The following is a 14,097-nucleotide window of genomic DNA, read 5'->3' on the forward strand; positions in this document are numbered from 1 at the left end:
GATGTCAACGGGGCATAACAAACTAATTCGTCGACTAATCAAACACACTGTTGAGTTCTCAAAAATCAGACGCACCCGATCCTCGCCAGCTGGGCTGGTCCGGTCGCGGGGCAACCTGCAGAAACTTACCGGGCGTGTTGTCCTGAGTCAAACCCAGGGTCTGACGCTCGGTGGTGGTCGCAGCTGGTCTCCGTTCCATCCAGCCTTCTGGCCGGGGAGCGGCGCCGCTTGCGGCGACAGAGAGAACATTAACCACACCCCGGCGAGCACGCAAAACCGGGGGTGGTGTTGACGCAAAACCGCAGGTCAGCGGCCTGCGGGTCGTCGCGGTGCCGCGGGGCGGTAGGTGCTGACGGTCGGATCACCGGTGCTCCAGAACCGCCATGGCCGCTCCGCTGCGTGGCGCAGGCCGACTCGAGGACCGGTCGAGACCTCTCGTGGTGGCTCCCCCGCCGTCAGGTCGGGAGCGGTCGCGTTGGCGGCGAGGTCGATGCCGAGCGCCCGGCACAGCCGGGCCGGTCCGCGTGCCAGGTCGCGGTCCGTGCTGCCGGGACGTCGTACCCGGGCCGTGTCGAGGCCACCGACGACCTCGCCCGCGCGGAGCAGGACCGCACCCGGCTCCCCTTCCGGTCCGGTGACGAGGTTGGCGCAGTGGTGCATCCCGTAGACGAAGTACACGTAGAGCCGTCCGGGCGGACCGAACATCACCTCGTTGCGCGGGGTGCGGCCGCGGAAGGCGTGCGAGCCGGGGTCGTCGGGACCGGCGTACGCCTCGACCTCCGTGAGGCGCACCGAGACGCCGCCGTGCGTGAGCACGGCACCGAGGAGCCGCGGCGCGACCTCGAGCGGGTCGCCCTCAGCCCAGGCGTTCACGGTGGGCGGCACTGGCCGACCGGAGGTCGTCGAGCTGTTCGCGGACGCGGACCGGGGCGGTCCCCCCGCGACCTGAGCGCGAGGACACCGAGCCCTCGACGGTGAGGACCGAGCGCACCTCGGGCGTCAACGCCGGAGAGACCGCGGCGAGCTGCTCGTCGGTGAGGTCGGGCAGGTCGCAGCCGAGCTCCTCGCAACGGCGTACGCACGCGCCTGCGACCTCGTGCGCGTCGCGGAACGGGACGCCCTCGCGGACGAGCCACTCGGCGACGTCGGTCGCCAGCGAGAAGCCCTGGGGCGCGAGCTCGGCCATACGGGCGGTGTTGAAGGCGAGCGTGGCGACCATCCCGGTCACCGCGGGCAGCAGGACCTCGAGGGTCTGGACGGAGTCGAAGACCGGCTCCTTGTCCTCCTGGAGGTCGCGGTTGTAGGCGAGCGGGAGTCCCTTGAGGGTCGCCATCAGGCCGGAGAGGTTGCCGATCAGGCGGCCCGACTTGCCGCGCGCGAGCTCGGCGATGTCGGGGTTCTTCTTCTGCGGCATGATGCTCGACCCCGTCGACCAGGAGTCGTGGAGCGTCGCGAAGTCGAACTCGCGCGTGGTCCAGAGGATGACCTCCTCCGCGAGCCGCGAGAGGTCGACGCCGACCTGCGCGGTCACGAAGGCGAACTCGGCGGCGAAGTCGCGCGAGGCGGTGCCGTCGATGGAGTTGGCCGAGGAGCCGGAGAACCCGAGCTCCGCGGCGACGGCCTCCGGGTCGAGGCCGAGCGTCTGGCCGGCGAGGGCACCGGAGCCGTACGGCGAGTCGGACGCGACGCGTGCGTCCCAGTCACGCAGTCGCTCGACGTCGCGCACCAGCGGCCACGCGTGGGCGAGCAGGTGGTGCGAGAGAAGCACCGGCTGGGCGTGCTGGAGGTGCGTCCGGCCGGGCATGATCACGTCGAGGTGGCCCGCGGCCTGGTGCTCGAGCACGTCCACGAGGTCGAGGACGAGGCCGGAGATCGTGCGGGCGTGGTCGCGCAGGTAGGCCCGGAACAGGGTCGCCACCTGGTCGTTGCGCGAGCGACCGGCACGCAGCCGGCCGCCGACCTCGGGACCGACCTCGTCGAGCAGGAGCCGCTCGAGCGCACCGTGGACGTCCTCGTCGGAGTCGGCCGGCTGCAGGTCACCGGCGGCGTACCTCTCCCCCAGCGCCGACAGCCCGCGCAGCAGCTCGGCGTGGTCGGCGTCGGTGAGCAGGCCGGCGCGGTGCAGGGCGTTGGCGTGGGCGCGCGACCCGGCGAGGTCGTACGGCGTCAGCTGCCAGTCGAAGTGCGTCGACCTGGAGAGTGCCTGCAGCTCGGGTGACGGTCCGCTCGCGAAGCGGCCGCCCCAGAGCGAGCCCTCGTTGGTGGTGCCTGCCATCAGTCGGTCCCGAACTCCATCGCTGCGTGGTCGAGGGCGGTGTCGTCGACCTCGTCGTCGGCCGCCTCGACGGCCCGTGAGGAGGACGTCGTGGCGGCGATCCGGTCGAAGCCGCCGGCCTCGATGGCACCGTAGAGGGTGCCGTTCTCGACGAGCACCTGGCCCTGGTCGAGGGGCTGCGCGGCGTACTGCTCGAGCTTGGCGCGGGAGTCGGCGATGTCGAGGTTGCGCATCGTCAGCTGGCCGATGCGGTCGGTCGGGCCGAAGGCGGCGTTGTCGGTGCGCTCCATCGAGAGCTTGTCGGGGTGGTAGGAGAAGGCCGGACCGCTGGTGCTCAGCACCGTGTAGTCCTCTCCACGGCGCAGCCGGATGGTCACCTCGCCGGTGACGAGCGAGGCGATCCAGCGCTGGATCGACTCGCGGATCATCAGCGCCTGCGGGTCGAGCCAGCGGCCCTCGTAGAGCAGCCGGCCGAGCTTGCGGCCCTCGTTGTGGTACTGCGCGACGGTGTCCTCGTTGTGGATCGCGTTGACCAACCGCTCGTAGGCGATGAACAGCAGCGCCATGGCCGGCGCCTCGTAGATGCCGCGCGACTTGGCCTCGATGATCCGGTTCTCGATCTGGTCGGACATGCCGAGGCCGTGGCGGCCGCCGATGGCGTTGGCCTCGTGGACGAGCGCGACCGCGTCGGCGTACTGGGTGCCGTTGATGGCGACGGGGCGGCCCTGGTCGAAGCGGATCGTGACGTCCTCGGTCTCGATCGCGACCGAGGGGTCCCAGAACTTCACGCCCATGATCGGGTCGACGGTCTCGAGGGAGACGTCGAGGTGCTCGAGGGTCTTGGCCTCGTGGGTGGCGCCCCAGATGTTGGCGTCTGTGGAGTACGCCTTCTCCTGGCTGTCGCGGTAGGGCAGGCCGTGCTCGGTGAGCCAGGCGCTCATCTCGTGGCGTCCGCCCAGCTCGGTGACGAAGTCGGCGTCGAGCCAAGGCTTGTAGATGCGCAGGTCGGGGTTGGCGAGCAGGCCGTAGCGGTAGAACCGCTCGATGTCGTTGCCCTTGAAGGTGGACCCGTCGCCCCAGATGTTGACGTCGTCGTCGTGCATCGCGCGGACCAGCATGGTGCCGGTCACCGCGCGACCCAGGGGCGTGGTGTTGAAGTAGATCCGGCTGCCGGAGCGGATGTGGAACGCGCCGCAGGCGAGGGCGGCGAGGCCCTCCTCGACCAGCTGCGTCTTGCAGTCGACCGCGCGCGCCAGCTCGGCGCCGTACTGCATCGCACGCGACGGCACGCCGGAGATGTCGGGCTCGTCGTACTGGCCGATGTCGGCGGTGTAGGTGCACGGCACCGCCCCCTTGTCGCGCATCCAGGCGACGGCCACGGAGGTGTCGAGGCCGCCCGAGAAGGCGATGCCGACGCGCTCGCCGACGGGGAGGGAGGTGAGGACCTTGCTCACTGGGAGTCCTTTGCAGAGTCAGGGGTGATGGGTGCGTGGTGGTTGGCCAGGTCGAGGAACTGCTGCGCGAGGGCGTCGCCGCCCTGCGGGTCGCGCCCGATGACCAGGACGGTGTCGTCGCCGGCGATGGTGCCGAGGATGCCGCCGAGCTCGGCCTTGTCGAAGGCACTGGCCAGGAACTGGGCCGCTCCCGGCGGGGTGCGCAGGACGACCAGGTTGGCGCTGGCCTCGGCGCTGACGAGGAGCTCGCCGCAGAGCCGGGCGAGCCGGTCTCGTCCGGCGGCGCTCTCACGGGGCGCGGAGGCCGAGCGGTCGCCGCCCTCGCCGGGCACGGCGTAGACCAGGGCGCCGTCACCGCCGCGGACCTTGACCGCGTCGAGCTCGACGAGGTCGCGGCTGAGCGTGGCCTGCGTGACCTTGACGCCGTGGTCGGTCAGGAGGTCGGCGAGCTCGGTCTGCGAGCGCACGGGGTGGGTGGTCACGATGTCGATGATCCGCTGGTGGCGGGCACGCTTCGTCAGCGGTGTCACGGCGCTCACGTCGATCGCTCCAGCAGCCAGGTGAGCACGGCCTTCTGGGCGTGGCGGCGGTTCTCCGCCTCGTCCCAGACGACCGACTGCGGCCCCTCGATGACCTCCTCGGAGATCTCCTTGCCGCGGTAGGCCGGGAGGCAGTGCAGGACGATCGCGTCGGGCAGGGCGTGGGCGAGGAGCTCCTCGGTGACGCCGTAGGGCGGGAAGATCCCGAGCCGCTCCTGCGACTCCTCCTCGCGACCCATGCTCACCCAGGAGTCGGTGATCACGACGTCGGCGCCCGTCACCGCCTCGACGGGGTCGGTCGTGAGCTCGACGGAGCCGCCGGTCCCCAGCGCGATCTCCCGCGCCCGCGCCACGACGTCGGCGTCGGGGGTGAAGCCCTCCGGGGCGCCGATGACGACGTGCATCCCGGCGGCCGCGCCGGCGAGCACCCACGAGTTGCCCATGTTGCAGGCGCCGTCGCCGACGAACGCGGCGCGGATGCCGGCGAGGCGGCCCTTGTGCTCGCGGACGGTCTGGAGGTCGGCGAGGAGCTGGCAGGGGTGGAACTCGTCGGTCAGGGCGTTGAGGACGGGCACGCCGGCGTGCTCGGCCATGGTGTCCACGTCGCTCTGGTGGGCGGTGCGCCACACGACCGCGGTCGCCTGGCGGCCCAGGATCCGGGCGACGTCCTCGACGCCCTCGCGCTTGCCCATCGCGGCGAGGCCGCCGTCGACGGTCATCGGGTTGCCGCCGAGCTCGGCGATGCCGGCGGCGAAGGACACCTGGGTGCGCAGCGTGGGCCGGTCGAAGACCAGGGCGACGGTGCGCGGACCCGCGAGCGGCTTGTGGTCGAACGGCTCGGCCTTGAGCTTGTCGGCCAGGTCGAGCACCTCGAGCAGCTCCGACGGCGAGAGGTCGTCGTCGCGGAGGAAGTGGCGGGTCATCGGGTGGTCTCCTGGCTGGCGAGGGCCGCCCGGGCGGCGTCGAGGATCGTGGGGAGGGCGGCGTCGAGCGCGTCGAGGTCGTCGCTGGTGATGACGAGCGGAGGCACGAAGCGCAGGCGGGAGGGGCCGGTGGCGTTGAGGATGAACCCGGCCTCGCGACCGGCCACGACGGCCTGGGTGGCGTAGGGGCCGTCGAGCTCGGCACCGCGCATCAGCCCGGAGCCGGTGACCTCGACGACGCCGGCCTGCTTGCGCAGCAGTGCCTCGAGCTGCTGGCCGCGCTCGACGGTGGCCTCGAGGAGGCCGTCGGCCTCGATGGTCGAGAGGACGGCGAGCGCGGCGGCGCTGGCGACCGGGTTGCCGGCGAAGGTCGAGCCGTGGTTGCCCGGCTGGAGGAGCGTCGCCGCCGCGCCACGGGCGATCGTGGCGCCGATGGGGATGCCGCCGCCGAGGCCCTTGGCGAGGGTGACGACGTCGGGCCGGACGCCGTCGAGCAGCTGGTGGGCGAACCACGCGCCGGTGCGCGCGACGCCGGTCTGGACCTCGTCGAGCCACAGCAGCGCGCCGTGGGCGTGGGCGATCCGCTGGGCCGCGGCGAGGTAGTCGGCGGAGGGCACGACGACGCCCGCCTCACCCTGCACGGGCTCGAGGACGACCGCGGCCACGGTCTCGTCGACGGCGTCCTCCAGCGCGGCCACGTCGTCGTACGGCACGAAGGTGACGTCGCCGGGCAGCGGCGCGAAGGGCTTGCGGTAGGCGGCCTTGGAGGTGAGCGACAGCGCGCCCATCGTGCGGCCGTGGAAGGAGCCCTCGGCGGCCACGACGCGGGTGCGGCCGGTGCGGCGGGTCAGCTTGAGCGCGGCCTCGTTGGCCTCGGCGCCGGAGTTGCTGAAGAAGACCCGGGCCTCCTCACCCCACCCGAGCAGGGCGACGAGCTTCTCGGCGAGCGCGACCTGCGGCTCTGTGGCGAAGAAGTTCGACACGTGGCCCAGCGTCTGGAGCTGGGTGGTGACGGCCTCGACCAGCGCGGGGTGCGCGTGGCCGAGCGCGTTCACGGCGATGCCGCCGAGGAGGTCGACGTACTCCTTGCCGTCGGCGTCCCAGACGTGCGCGCCCCGTCCACGGACCAGGGCCAGCGCGGGCGGGCCGAACGTGTTCATCACGGCGCCCTCGTAGCGCTGCTGGATGCTCATGACCGGTCCTCCTTCGGGTAGGGCTTGCGCATCTTCGTGGTGGCGCCGGGCAGCACCTGGGTGCCGACTCCCTCGTCGGTGAAGATCTCGAGCAGCACCGCGTGGGGTTCGCGGCCGTCGACGACGGTGGCACGCGGGACTCCCCCGACGACGGCCTCGTAGCAGGCGCGCATCTTGGGGATCATGCCCGCGTCGAGGGTCGGCAGCAGCTCGCCGAGCGCCTCCGGGCTGATCTCCTGGATGAGGTCGTCGGAGTTGCCGTAGTCGCGGTAGAGGCCCTCGACGTCGGTGAGCACCATGAGCTTCTCGGCCTGGAGCGCGACGGCGAGCGACGACGCGGCCGTGTCGGCGTTGACGTTGTGGACGAGGCCGTGGACGTCGGGGGCGACCGAGCTCACCACCGGCACCCGGCCGGCCTCGATGAGGTCGAGCACGGCCTCCGGGCGGACCTTGGCCACCTCGCCGACGAGGCCGAGGTCGACCTCCTCGCCGTCGACGACGGTGTTGATCGGCTCGGCGGTGAACAGGCCCGCGTCCTCGCCGGAGAGGCCGACGGCGAGCGCGCCGTGCTGGTTGATCAGGCCGACGAGCTCTCGCTGGACCTGCCCGACGAGCACCATCCGGACGACGTCCATCGCCTCCGGGGTGGTGACGCGGAGGCCCCCTCGGAACTCGGACTCGATGCCGAGCTTGTCGAGCATCCGCGAGATCTGCGGGCCGCCGCCGTGCACGACCACGGGCTTGAAGCCGGCGAACCGGAGGAACGCGATGTCCTCGGCGAACGCGACCTTGAGGGACTCGTCGGTCATCGCGTTGCCGCCGTACTTCACCACGATCGTCTGGCCGTGGTAGCGCTTGAGCCACGGCAGGGCGGCCGCGAGGGTGCGGGCCTTGGCCGGGTCGGGGCGGCTCGGGTTGAGGTCGGTCTCGGTGCTGTCACTCATGAGCTGTAGGCGCTGTTCTCGTGGACGTAGGCGTGGGTGAGGTCGTTGGTCCAGACGGTGGCGCGGGCGTCGCCGGACTTGAGGTCGATGGTCACGGTGACCTCGCGACCGGTGAGGTCGACGGTCGAGGAGTCCGCTGCCGGCGTGGACTGCCGGCAGACCCAGACACCGTTCATGGCCACGTCGAGGTCGGCCGGGTCGAACTGGGCCGTGGTGGTGCCGATCGAGGCCAGGACGCGCCCCCAGTTGGGGTCGTTGCCGAAGATCGCGGCCTTGAAGAGGTTGCTCCGCGCGACGCTGCGGCTGACCTCGACGGCCTCCTCCTCGGTCGCGGCGTGGAGCGTGGTGATGGCGATCTCGTGGTCGGCGCCCTCGGCGTCCTGGAGCAGCTGCATGGCCAGGTCGGTGCAGGCCTGCGTGAGGGCGGCGGTGAAGTCTTCCGGCGTCGGGGTGATGCCGCTGGCGCCGCTGGCCATGACGGTGACGGTGTCGTTGGTGGACATGCACCCGTCGGAGTCGAGTCGGTCGAAGCTGACCCGGGTCGCCGCACGGAGCGCGGAGTCCAGCTCGGCGGCGGGGACCACGGCGTCGGTGGTGATCACCACGAGCATGGTGGCGAGCTGCGGGGCGAGCATGCCCGCACCCTTCGCCATGCCGCCGACGGTCCAGCCGGCGCCCTCGACGACGGTGTTCTTGCTGACCGAGTCGGTCGTCATGATCGCCTCGGCCGCGCTCGGGCCGCCGTCGGGCGCGAGCTCGGCGGTGGCCGCCTCGACGCCGGCGAGGAGGTCGTCACGGTCGTTGGCGAGGCCGATCAGGCCGGTCGAGCAGACGACGACGTCGATCGCACCGATCCCGAGGCCGTCGGCGACCTTCTCCGCGACGGCGTGGGTGGTCTGGAAGCCCTCGGGGCCGGTGTAGCAGTTGGCCCCGCCGGAGTTGAGGACGACGGCCTTGACCGTGCCGTCCTTGACGACCTCCTGGCTCCACAGGACGGGGTTGGCCTTGCAGCGGTTGGCGGTGAAGACGGTGGCCGAGTCGAACGTGGGGCCCTGGTTGACGACGAGGGCGAGGTCCTTGGCGCCGCTGGACTTGAGTCCGGCCGCGACGCCGGCGGCGGTGAAGCCGCTGGGGTGGGTGACGCTCATGGTGCGATTCCGATCGTGGAGAGCCCGGTGGCCTCGTCGAGGCCCAGGGCGAGGTTCATGCACTGGACGGCGGCGCCGGCGGTGCCCTTGGCCAGGTTGTCGACCACGGCCACCGCCACGAGTCGTCGTACGCGCTCGTCGACCGCGACCTGCACCTGGACGGCGTTGGAGCCGAGCACGGACTGGGTCTGGGGCCACTGGCCCTCGGGGAGCAGGTGCACGAAGGTCTCGTCGGCGTACGCCGTCGCGTAGGCCGTCCGGACGTCCTCGGCGGTGATGCCGTCGAGCAGCGGCGCCTGCACGGTGGCGAGGATGCCGCGGGACATCGGCACGAGGAGCGGGGTGAAGCCGACCTTGACCGGCGAGCCGAGGACGCCGCTGAGGTTCTGCACGATCTCGGGCGTGTGCCGGTGCGTGCCGCCGACGCCGTAGGCGCTCGCGTTGCCCATCACCTCGCTGCCGAGCAGGTGCGGCTTGGCCGCCTTGCCGGCCCCGCTCGTGCCGGACGCCGCGACGACCGTGACGTCGGGCTCGACGAGACCGGCGGCGATCGCCGGGAAGGCAGCGAGCGTGGAGACGGTCGGGTAGCAGCCGGGTACGGCGACCCGGCGCGCGCCGCGCAGCAGGTCGCGCTGGCCGGGCAGCTCGGGCAGGCCGTACGGCCAGGAGCCGGCGTGCTCGCCTCCGTAGAAGGCCTGCCACTCCCCCGGGTCGGTCAGCCGGAAGTCGGCGCCGCAGTCGATGACCACGGTGTCGTCACCGAGCGCCCGGGCGATGGCGGCGGACTGGCCGTGCGGGAGGCCGAGGAAGACGACGTCGTGACCCGCGAGCGTCTCGACGGTGGTGTCGGCCAGGACCCGGTCGGCCAGCGGGAGCAGGTGGGGCTGGAGCGCCCCGAGCTTCTCGCCGGCGTTGGAGCCCGCGGTCAGCGTGCCGATCGAGACGCCGGGATGACCGAGCAGGAGTCGGAGGACCTCGCCCCCGGCGTACCCACTGGCTCCGGCGACGGCTACTGATGCGGACATGTGCATGACTATACAGAGGTCTGCATGTCGGGCCGCATCGGGGGGCCGATATCTGCAGGCGCGACGTCCGTCGACTCCCCTACGGTGCTGGGGTGACCCGTCTCTCCTCCGATGACTATCTCACCCACCTGCGCAGCGAGTCGGCCCGGTTCCGCGAGGTGATCGCTGCGTGCGATCCCGCGGCGCGCGTCCCCGCGTGCCCGGACTGGGACGCCTCCGACCTGCTGTGGCACCTGGCGACGGTGCAGCGGTGGTGGGCCTCGGTGCTCACCGCACGCCCCACGCAGCCCGAGGACGTCCCGCCGCCGCGGCCCTCGACGTACGGCGAGCTCCTCGCGGCCTACGACGAGTGGTCGGCGTCGCTGTCGCAGGTGCTGGACGGCGCCGATCCCCGCGACGAGGCGTGGAACTGGTCCGACGACCACACCGTCGGCTTCATCCTGCGCCGCCAGGCGCACGAGGCGCTGGTCCACCGCGTCGACGCCGAGCAGACGGCCGGCGTCGCCTCGGAGCTCGACGCGGTCCTCGCCTCCGACGGGGTGCTCGAGTGCCTCGACGTGATGTACGGCGGCTGCCCGCCGTGGGGGCAGTGGGCACCCGGCGACGACCTGGTCCGCGTCGACGCCACCGACACCGGGGCGTCGTACTGGGTCCGCTTCGGGACGTTCTCCGGCACCGACCCCGAGAGCGGGAAGACCTACGCCGACGAGGAGGACTTCCACGTCGTGGATGCCCCGGACGACCCCGACGTCGAGCCCGACGTCGTGGTCGACGGGACCGCGGCAGCGCTGGACCTGTGGCTGTGGAGCCGTGCGGGCGACGACGACGTCTCGGTCGCGGGCGACCCGGGCGTGCTGGAGCGGTTCCGCGCGATCGTCGGCAGTCCGATCAACTGACACCCGGACCGGCACTGGGCCTTGAGTCTCCAGGAGACTCAAGGCCCAGTGCCAGGTGGATCAGGCGTGGATCAGGCGCGCTGGGTGGCCCCGGTGCGCTCGGCCGCGAGGGCGACGGCGGCGTCGCGGGCAGCGGCCGACTCACCCTCCTTGAGCGTGCGGTCAGCGGCGCGGAAGCGCAGCGCGTAGGCCAGCGACTTCCTGCCCTCACCGACCTGCTCGCCGGTGAAGACGTCGAAGAGCCGGATCGACTCGAGGAGCTCGCCCGCACCCTCGCGGAGCGCTGCCTCGACGTCGGCCGCGGGGACGGAGGCGTCGACGACGAGCGCGACGTCCTCCTTGGCCACGGGGTACGACGAGAAGGTCGGCGCCTGGCGCAGGTGGACCGCCTTCTCGATGAGCAGGTCGAGGTCGACCTCGGCGGCGACCGTGCGCTTCGGGAGGCCGAAGGCCTGGCAGACGGTCGGGTGCACCTCGCCGGCGTGACCGATGACCTGGCCGTCGACGGAGAGCTCCGCGCAGCGGCCCGGGTGCCACGGGGCGACCTCGGCCGAGGAGGCGGTGACCTCGAGCCCCAGCGCGGCCGCGACCGAGCGGACCGCGTCGACGGCGTCGGCCCACGACGTCGGGCGTGCATCGCCCCACCAGCCGTCGGCCACCGCGTCACCCGCGGCCACGAGGGCGAGGTGCAGCGGCTGCGCCGGGAGCGCCGCGTCGAGGGCCTCGAACTCTGCCTCGGTCGGACGCCGGTCGACCGGCAGGATCGCTGCCGGGCCGGTGTGGCGGGGCAGCGTGACCGTGCCGGTCTCGAAGATCGCCACGTCGGTGTTGCCGTGGCCGGCGTTCTTGCCAGCGGTGCGGAGCACCCCGGGCAGGAGCGTCGTGGTCATGAAGCCGGCCTCCGCGCTGAGCGGGTTGGACAGTCGCAGCAGGTCGCGGCGCGGGTCGTCCGCGGGCAGGCCGAGGTCGTCGAGGTCGGTCTCCCCCACGAACGGGAAGCTGACGACCTCGACGAAGCCGTCGCCGGCCAGGGTGCGACCGATGCGGCGACGCAGCTGCTGGGCGCGGGTGAGCCCCTGTCCGGACGGCGGGGTCGGCAGCACCGAGGGCACCTCGTCGTAGCCGACCAGCCGGATGACCTCCTCGGAGAAGTCCTGGGCGTCGGTCAGGTCGGGGCGCCACGGCGGCGGAGTGACGGTCAGGGTGCCGGAGCCGTCCACGAGGCAGCCCACGGCCCGGAGCGCCTCGATGCTGCGCTCCTCGCTGATCGGCATGCCCGAGACGCGCTCGGCCAGGTCGCCGGCGACCTCGATGACGGGCATCGCCGGCGGGGTGCCGACCACCGTGACGCCCGGGTCGACCTGTCCGCCACCGTGCTCGACGAGCAGCTCGACCACCCGGTCGGCGGCCGCCTCGCAGATCGTCGGGTCAACACCGCGCTCGTTGCGCTTGCCGGCCTCGGAGGTGATCTTGTGCCGTCGCCCGGTGCGGAACATCGACACCGCGTCCCAGTGGGCGGACTCGACGAGGATCGAGGTGGTGGTCCCCGACATCTCGGTGGTCTCGCCACCCATCACGCCACCGAGGCCGATGATCCCGGAGTCGTCGGTGACGACGAGGTCGGCCGCGTCGAGCGTGCGCTTCGTGCCGTCGAGGGTCGTCAGCGTCTCGCCGTCGCGTGCGCGTCGTACGACGATCGCGCCCTGCAGCTTGTCGGCGTCGTAGCCGTGGATGGGACGACCGGTCTCGAGCATGACGTAGTTGGTGACATCGACGGCCAGGGAGATCGGTCGCATCCCGGCGGCCGTGATCCGCTGGACCATGAAGTCCGGCGTGGAGGCCGTCGGGTCGAAGCCGGTGACCTTGCGGGCCACGAAGACCGGGCAGCCCGCGGCGTCCTCGACGACGACCGGGTGGCCGTCGGCGTTGGCCGCCGGGGTGTCGCGGTCAGCGGGGTCGCGGAAGTTGCTCGCGCCGGCGACCGAGACCAGCACCTCGCGGGCGATGCCGCGCAGGGAGAGCGCGTAGGCCCGGTCGGGGTTGATCTCGAACTCGATGGTCTCCTCGTCCAGGCCGAGGACCGACCGGACGTCCTGACCGGGCGTGCCGGCGTCCTGGGGCAGCACGATGATGCCGTCGTGGTCGTCGCCGAGGCCGAGCTCGCGCGCGGAGCAGATCATGCCCGCGGACAGGTGGCCGTAGGTCTTGCGGGCACCGATCTCGAAGCCACCGGGCAGCACCCCGCCGGGCAGCACCGTCACGACGAGGTCGCCGGGCTCGAAGTTGTGGGCGCCGCAGACGATGCCCTGCGGCTCGCCGGTGCCGTTGGCGTCGCCGACGTCGACGGTGCACCAGTTGATGGTCTTGCCGTTCTTCTGCGGCTCGGGCTCCATCGTCAGCACGCGCCCGATCACGAGCGGGCCGGTGATGTCGCGACCGGGGCTGACGATCGCCTCGAGCTTGAGGCCGGTCAGGGTCAGCCGGGCGGTGAGCTCGTCGGTCGTCGTGCCGGCGGGCACGTCGACGTGGTCGAGGATCCAGGACTTGAGCACCTTCATGGCTCAGATCTCCGTTCCGAAGGAGCTGGAGAACCGCACGTCGCCCTCGAAGAGCGGACGCAGGTCCTCGAGGTTGTGGCGGAACATGAAGGACCGGTCGATGCCCATGCCGAAGGCGAAGCCGCTGTAGACCTCGGGGTCGACCCCGCAGGCGATCAGCACGCGTGGGTTGACCACGCCGCAGCCACCCCACTCGATCCAGCCCTCGCCGCGGCAGGTGCGGCACGACTCGGGGTCGACGTTGCGGCACACGAAGCAGAGCACGTCGACCTCGGCCGACGGCTCGGTGAAGGGGAAGTAGGACGGGCGGAACCGCGTGCTGATGCCGTCGCCGAACAGCTGCGAGGCGAAGTGGTCGAGCGTGCCCTTGAGGTGGGCCATGGTGATGCCCTCGTCGACCACGAGGCCCTCGACCTGGTGGAACATCGGCGAGTGCGTGGCGTCGTACTCGTCCGTGCGGAACACCCGGCCGGGGCACACGACGTAGATCGGCGGCTTGCGCGTGAGCATGGTGCGCGCCTGGACCGGGGAGGTCTGCGTGCGCAGCACGACGTGGTGGTCGGCAGGCTCGGTCCAGAAGGTGTCCTGCATCGTCCGGGCCGGGTGGTCCGGACCGAGGTTGAGGGCGTCGAAGTTGAGCCACTCCGCCTCGACGACCGGGCCCTCGGCGACCTCGTAGCCCATGGCCACGAAGAGGTCGGCGATCAGCTCGGACTGCAGCGTCAGCGGGTGCCGACTGCCGCGACGGCGGCGGGTGGTCGGCAGGGAGACGTCGACGGTCTCCTCGACCAGCATCCGCTCCTCGTGCTCGGCCTCGAGCACGGCCTGGCGGGCGGCCAGCGCCTGGTTGATCGCACCGCGCGCCTGGCCGATGCGCTGACCGGCCTCCTTGCGGGCTTGGGGCGGCAGGGCGCCGATCTCGCGGTTGGCGAGCGCGATGGGCGAGCGGTCGCCGGCGTGGTCGAGTCGGACCTGCTTGAGGGCGTCGAGGTCGACCGCCGCGGCGATCGCGGCCAGAGCGGCCTCACGGGTCTCGTCGACCTGCTCGGCCTTGAGCGGGGTCACTTCGACAGGGTCGTAGTCGGTGTTGGGGCCGGACATGGCTCCCTTTCCAGCGGTGGCATGACGTCGCCGCAGAGTCT

12 protein-coding genes are annotated in these 14,097 nt (G+C 72.0%); 1 reads left to right on the forward strand and 11 read right to left on the reverse strand.

Annotation, left to right across the window (positions count from 1 at the left end; genetic code table 11):
• Positions 1–306 precede the first annotated feature (306 nt).
• The 9 genes from EUA93_RS19750 to argC are packed head-to-tail and all read right to left on the reverse strand — an operon-like array spanning position 307 to position 9,501.
• Positions 307–873 carry a DNA-3-methyladenine glycosylase gene (locus EUA93_RS19750; RefSeq protein WP_207208872.1) on the reverse strand — a complete coding sequence of 189 codons (567 nt, stop codon included), beginning with the start codon at positions 871–873 and terminating at the stop codon, positions 307–309.
• Entirely contained in the window at positions 857–2,275 is a 1,419-nt protein-coding gene (gene argH, locus EUA93_RS19755; protein ID WP_129402069.1) for an argininosuccinate lyase, read from the reverse strand. Before argH ends, EUA93_RS19750 begins: the two co-directional genes overlap by 17 nt.
• Positions 2,275–3,729, reverse strand: coding sequence for an argininosuccinate synthase (gene argG, locus EUA93_RS19760; protein ID WP_129402070.1), 1,455 nt, complete (start codon positions 3,727–3,729; stop codon positions 2,275–2,277). Before argG ends, argH begins: the two co-directional genes overlap by 1 nt.
• Positions 3,726–4,268 (reverse strand): arginine repressor, encoded by a 543-nt coding sequence (locus tag EUA93_RS19765; protein ID WP_242497532.1) that lies wholly within the window; start codon positions 4,266–4,268, stop codon positions 3,726–3,728. Before EUA93_RS19765 ends, argG begins: the two co-directional genes overlap by 4 nt.
• Complete coding sequence (gene argF / locus EUA93_RS19770) at positions 4,265–5,191, reverse strand: ornithine carbamoyltransferase (RefSeq protein WP_129402071.1); 927 nt, start codon at positions 5,189–5,191, stop codon at positions 4,265–4,267. The genes EUA93_RS19765 and argF overlap by 4 nt, the downstream gene beginning before the upstream one ends.
• Positions 5,188–6,384: an acetylornithine transaminase gene (locus EUA93_RS19775; RefSeq protein ID WP_129402072.1), complete on the reverse strand. Its 1,197-nt coding sequence runs from the start codon at positions 6,382–6,384 to the stop codon at positions 5,188–5,190. Before EUA93_RS19775 ends, argF begins: the two co-directional genes overlap by 4 nt.
• A complete protein-coding gene (gene argB, locus EUA93_RS19780) occupies positions 6,381–7,328 on the reverse strand; it encodes an acetylglutamate kinase (protein WP_129402073.1) in 948 nt (315 codons plus the stop codon). The genes EUA93_RS19775 and argB overlap by 4 nt, the downstream gene beginning before the upstream one ends.
• Positions 7,325–8,476, reverse strand: a complete 1,152-nt coding sequence (gene argJ, locus EUA93_RS19785; RefSeq protein WP_129402074.1) for a bifunctional glutamate N-acetyltransferase/amino-acid acetyltransferase ArgJ — start codon at positions 8,474–8,476, stop codon at positions 7,325–7,327. The genes argB and argJ overlap by 4 nt, the downstream gene beginning before the upstream one ends.
• Positions 8,473–9,501 (reverse strand): N-acetyl-gamma-glutamyl-phosphate reductase, encoded by a 1,029-nt coding sequence (gene argC / locus EUA93_RS19790; RefSeq protein WP_129402075.1) that lies wholly within the window; start codon positions 9,499–9,501, stop codon positions 8,473–8,475. Before argC ends, argJ begins: the two co-directional genes overlap by 4 nt.
• A gap of 92 nt (positions 9,502–9,593) precedes the next feature.
• On the opposite strand from argC, the gene EUA93_RS19795 reads away from it, so the two are divergent.
• Positions 9,594–10,397, forward strand: a complete 804-nt coding sequence (locus EUA93_RS19795; RefSeq protein ID WP_129402076.1) for a maleylpyruvate isomerase N-terminal domain-containing protein — start codon at positions 9,594–9,596, stop codon at positions 10,395–10,397.
• A gap of 71 nt (positions 10,398–10,468) precedes the next feature.
• Here the strand turns inward: EUA93_RS19795 and pheT are convergent, their stop codons facing one another.
• A complete protein-coding gene (gene pheT / locus EUA93_RS19800; RefSeq protein WP_129402077.1) occupies positions 10,469–12,955 on the reverse strand; it encodes a phenylalanine--tRNA ligase subunit beta in 2,487 nt (828 codons plus the stop codon).
• Positions 12,956–12,958: 3 nt separating this feature from the next.
• Positions 12,959–14,056, reverse strand: a complete 1,098-nt coding sequence (gene pheS / locus EUA93_RS19805) for a phenylalanine--tRNA ligase subunit alpha (RefSeq protein ID WP_129402078.1) — start codon at positions 14,054–14,056, stop codon at positions 12,959–12,961.
• Positions 14,057–14,097 lie beyond the last annotated feature (41 nt).

Origin of the sequence: Nocardioides oleivorans, from assembly GCF_004137255.1 — a bacterium.
In the GTDB taxonomy this organism is placed as follows: domain Bacteria; phylum Actinomycetota; class Actinomycetes; order Propionibacteriales; family Nocardioidaceae; genus Nocardioides; species Nocardioides oleivorans.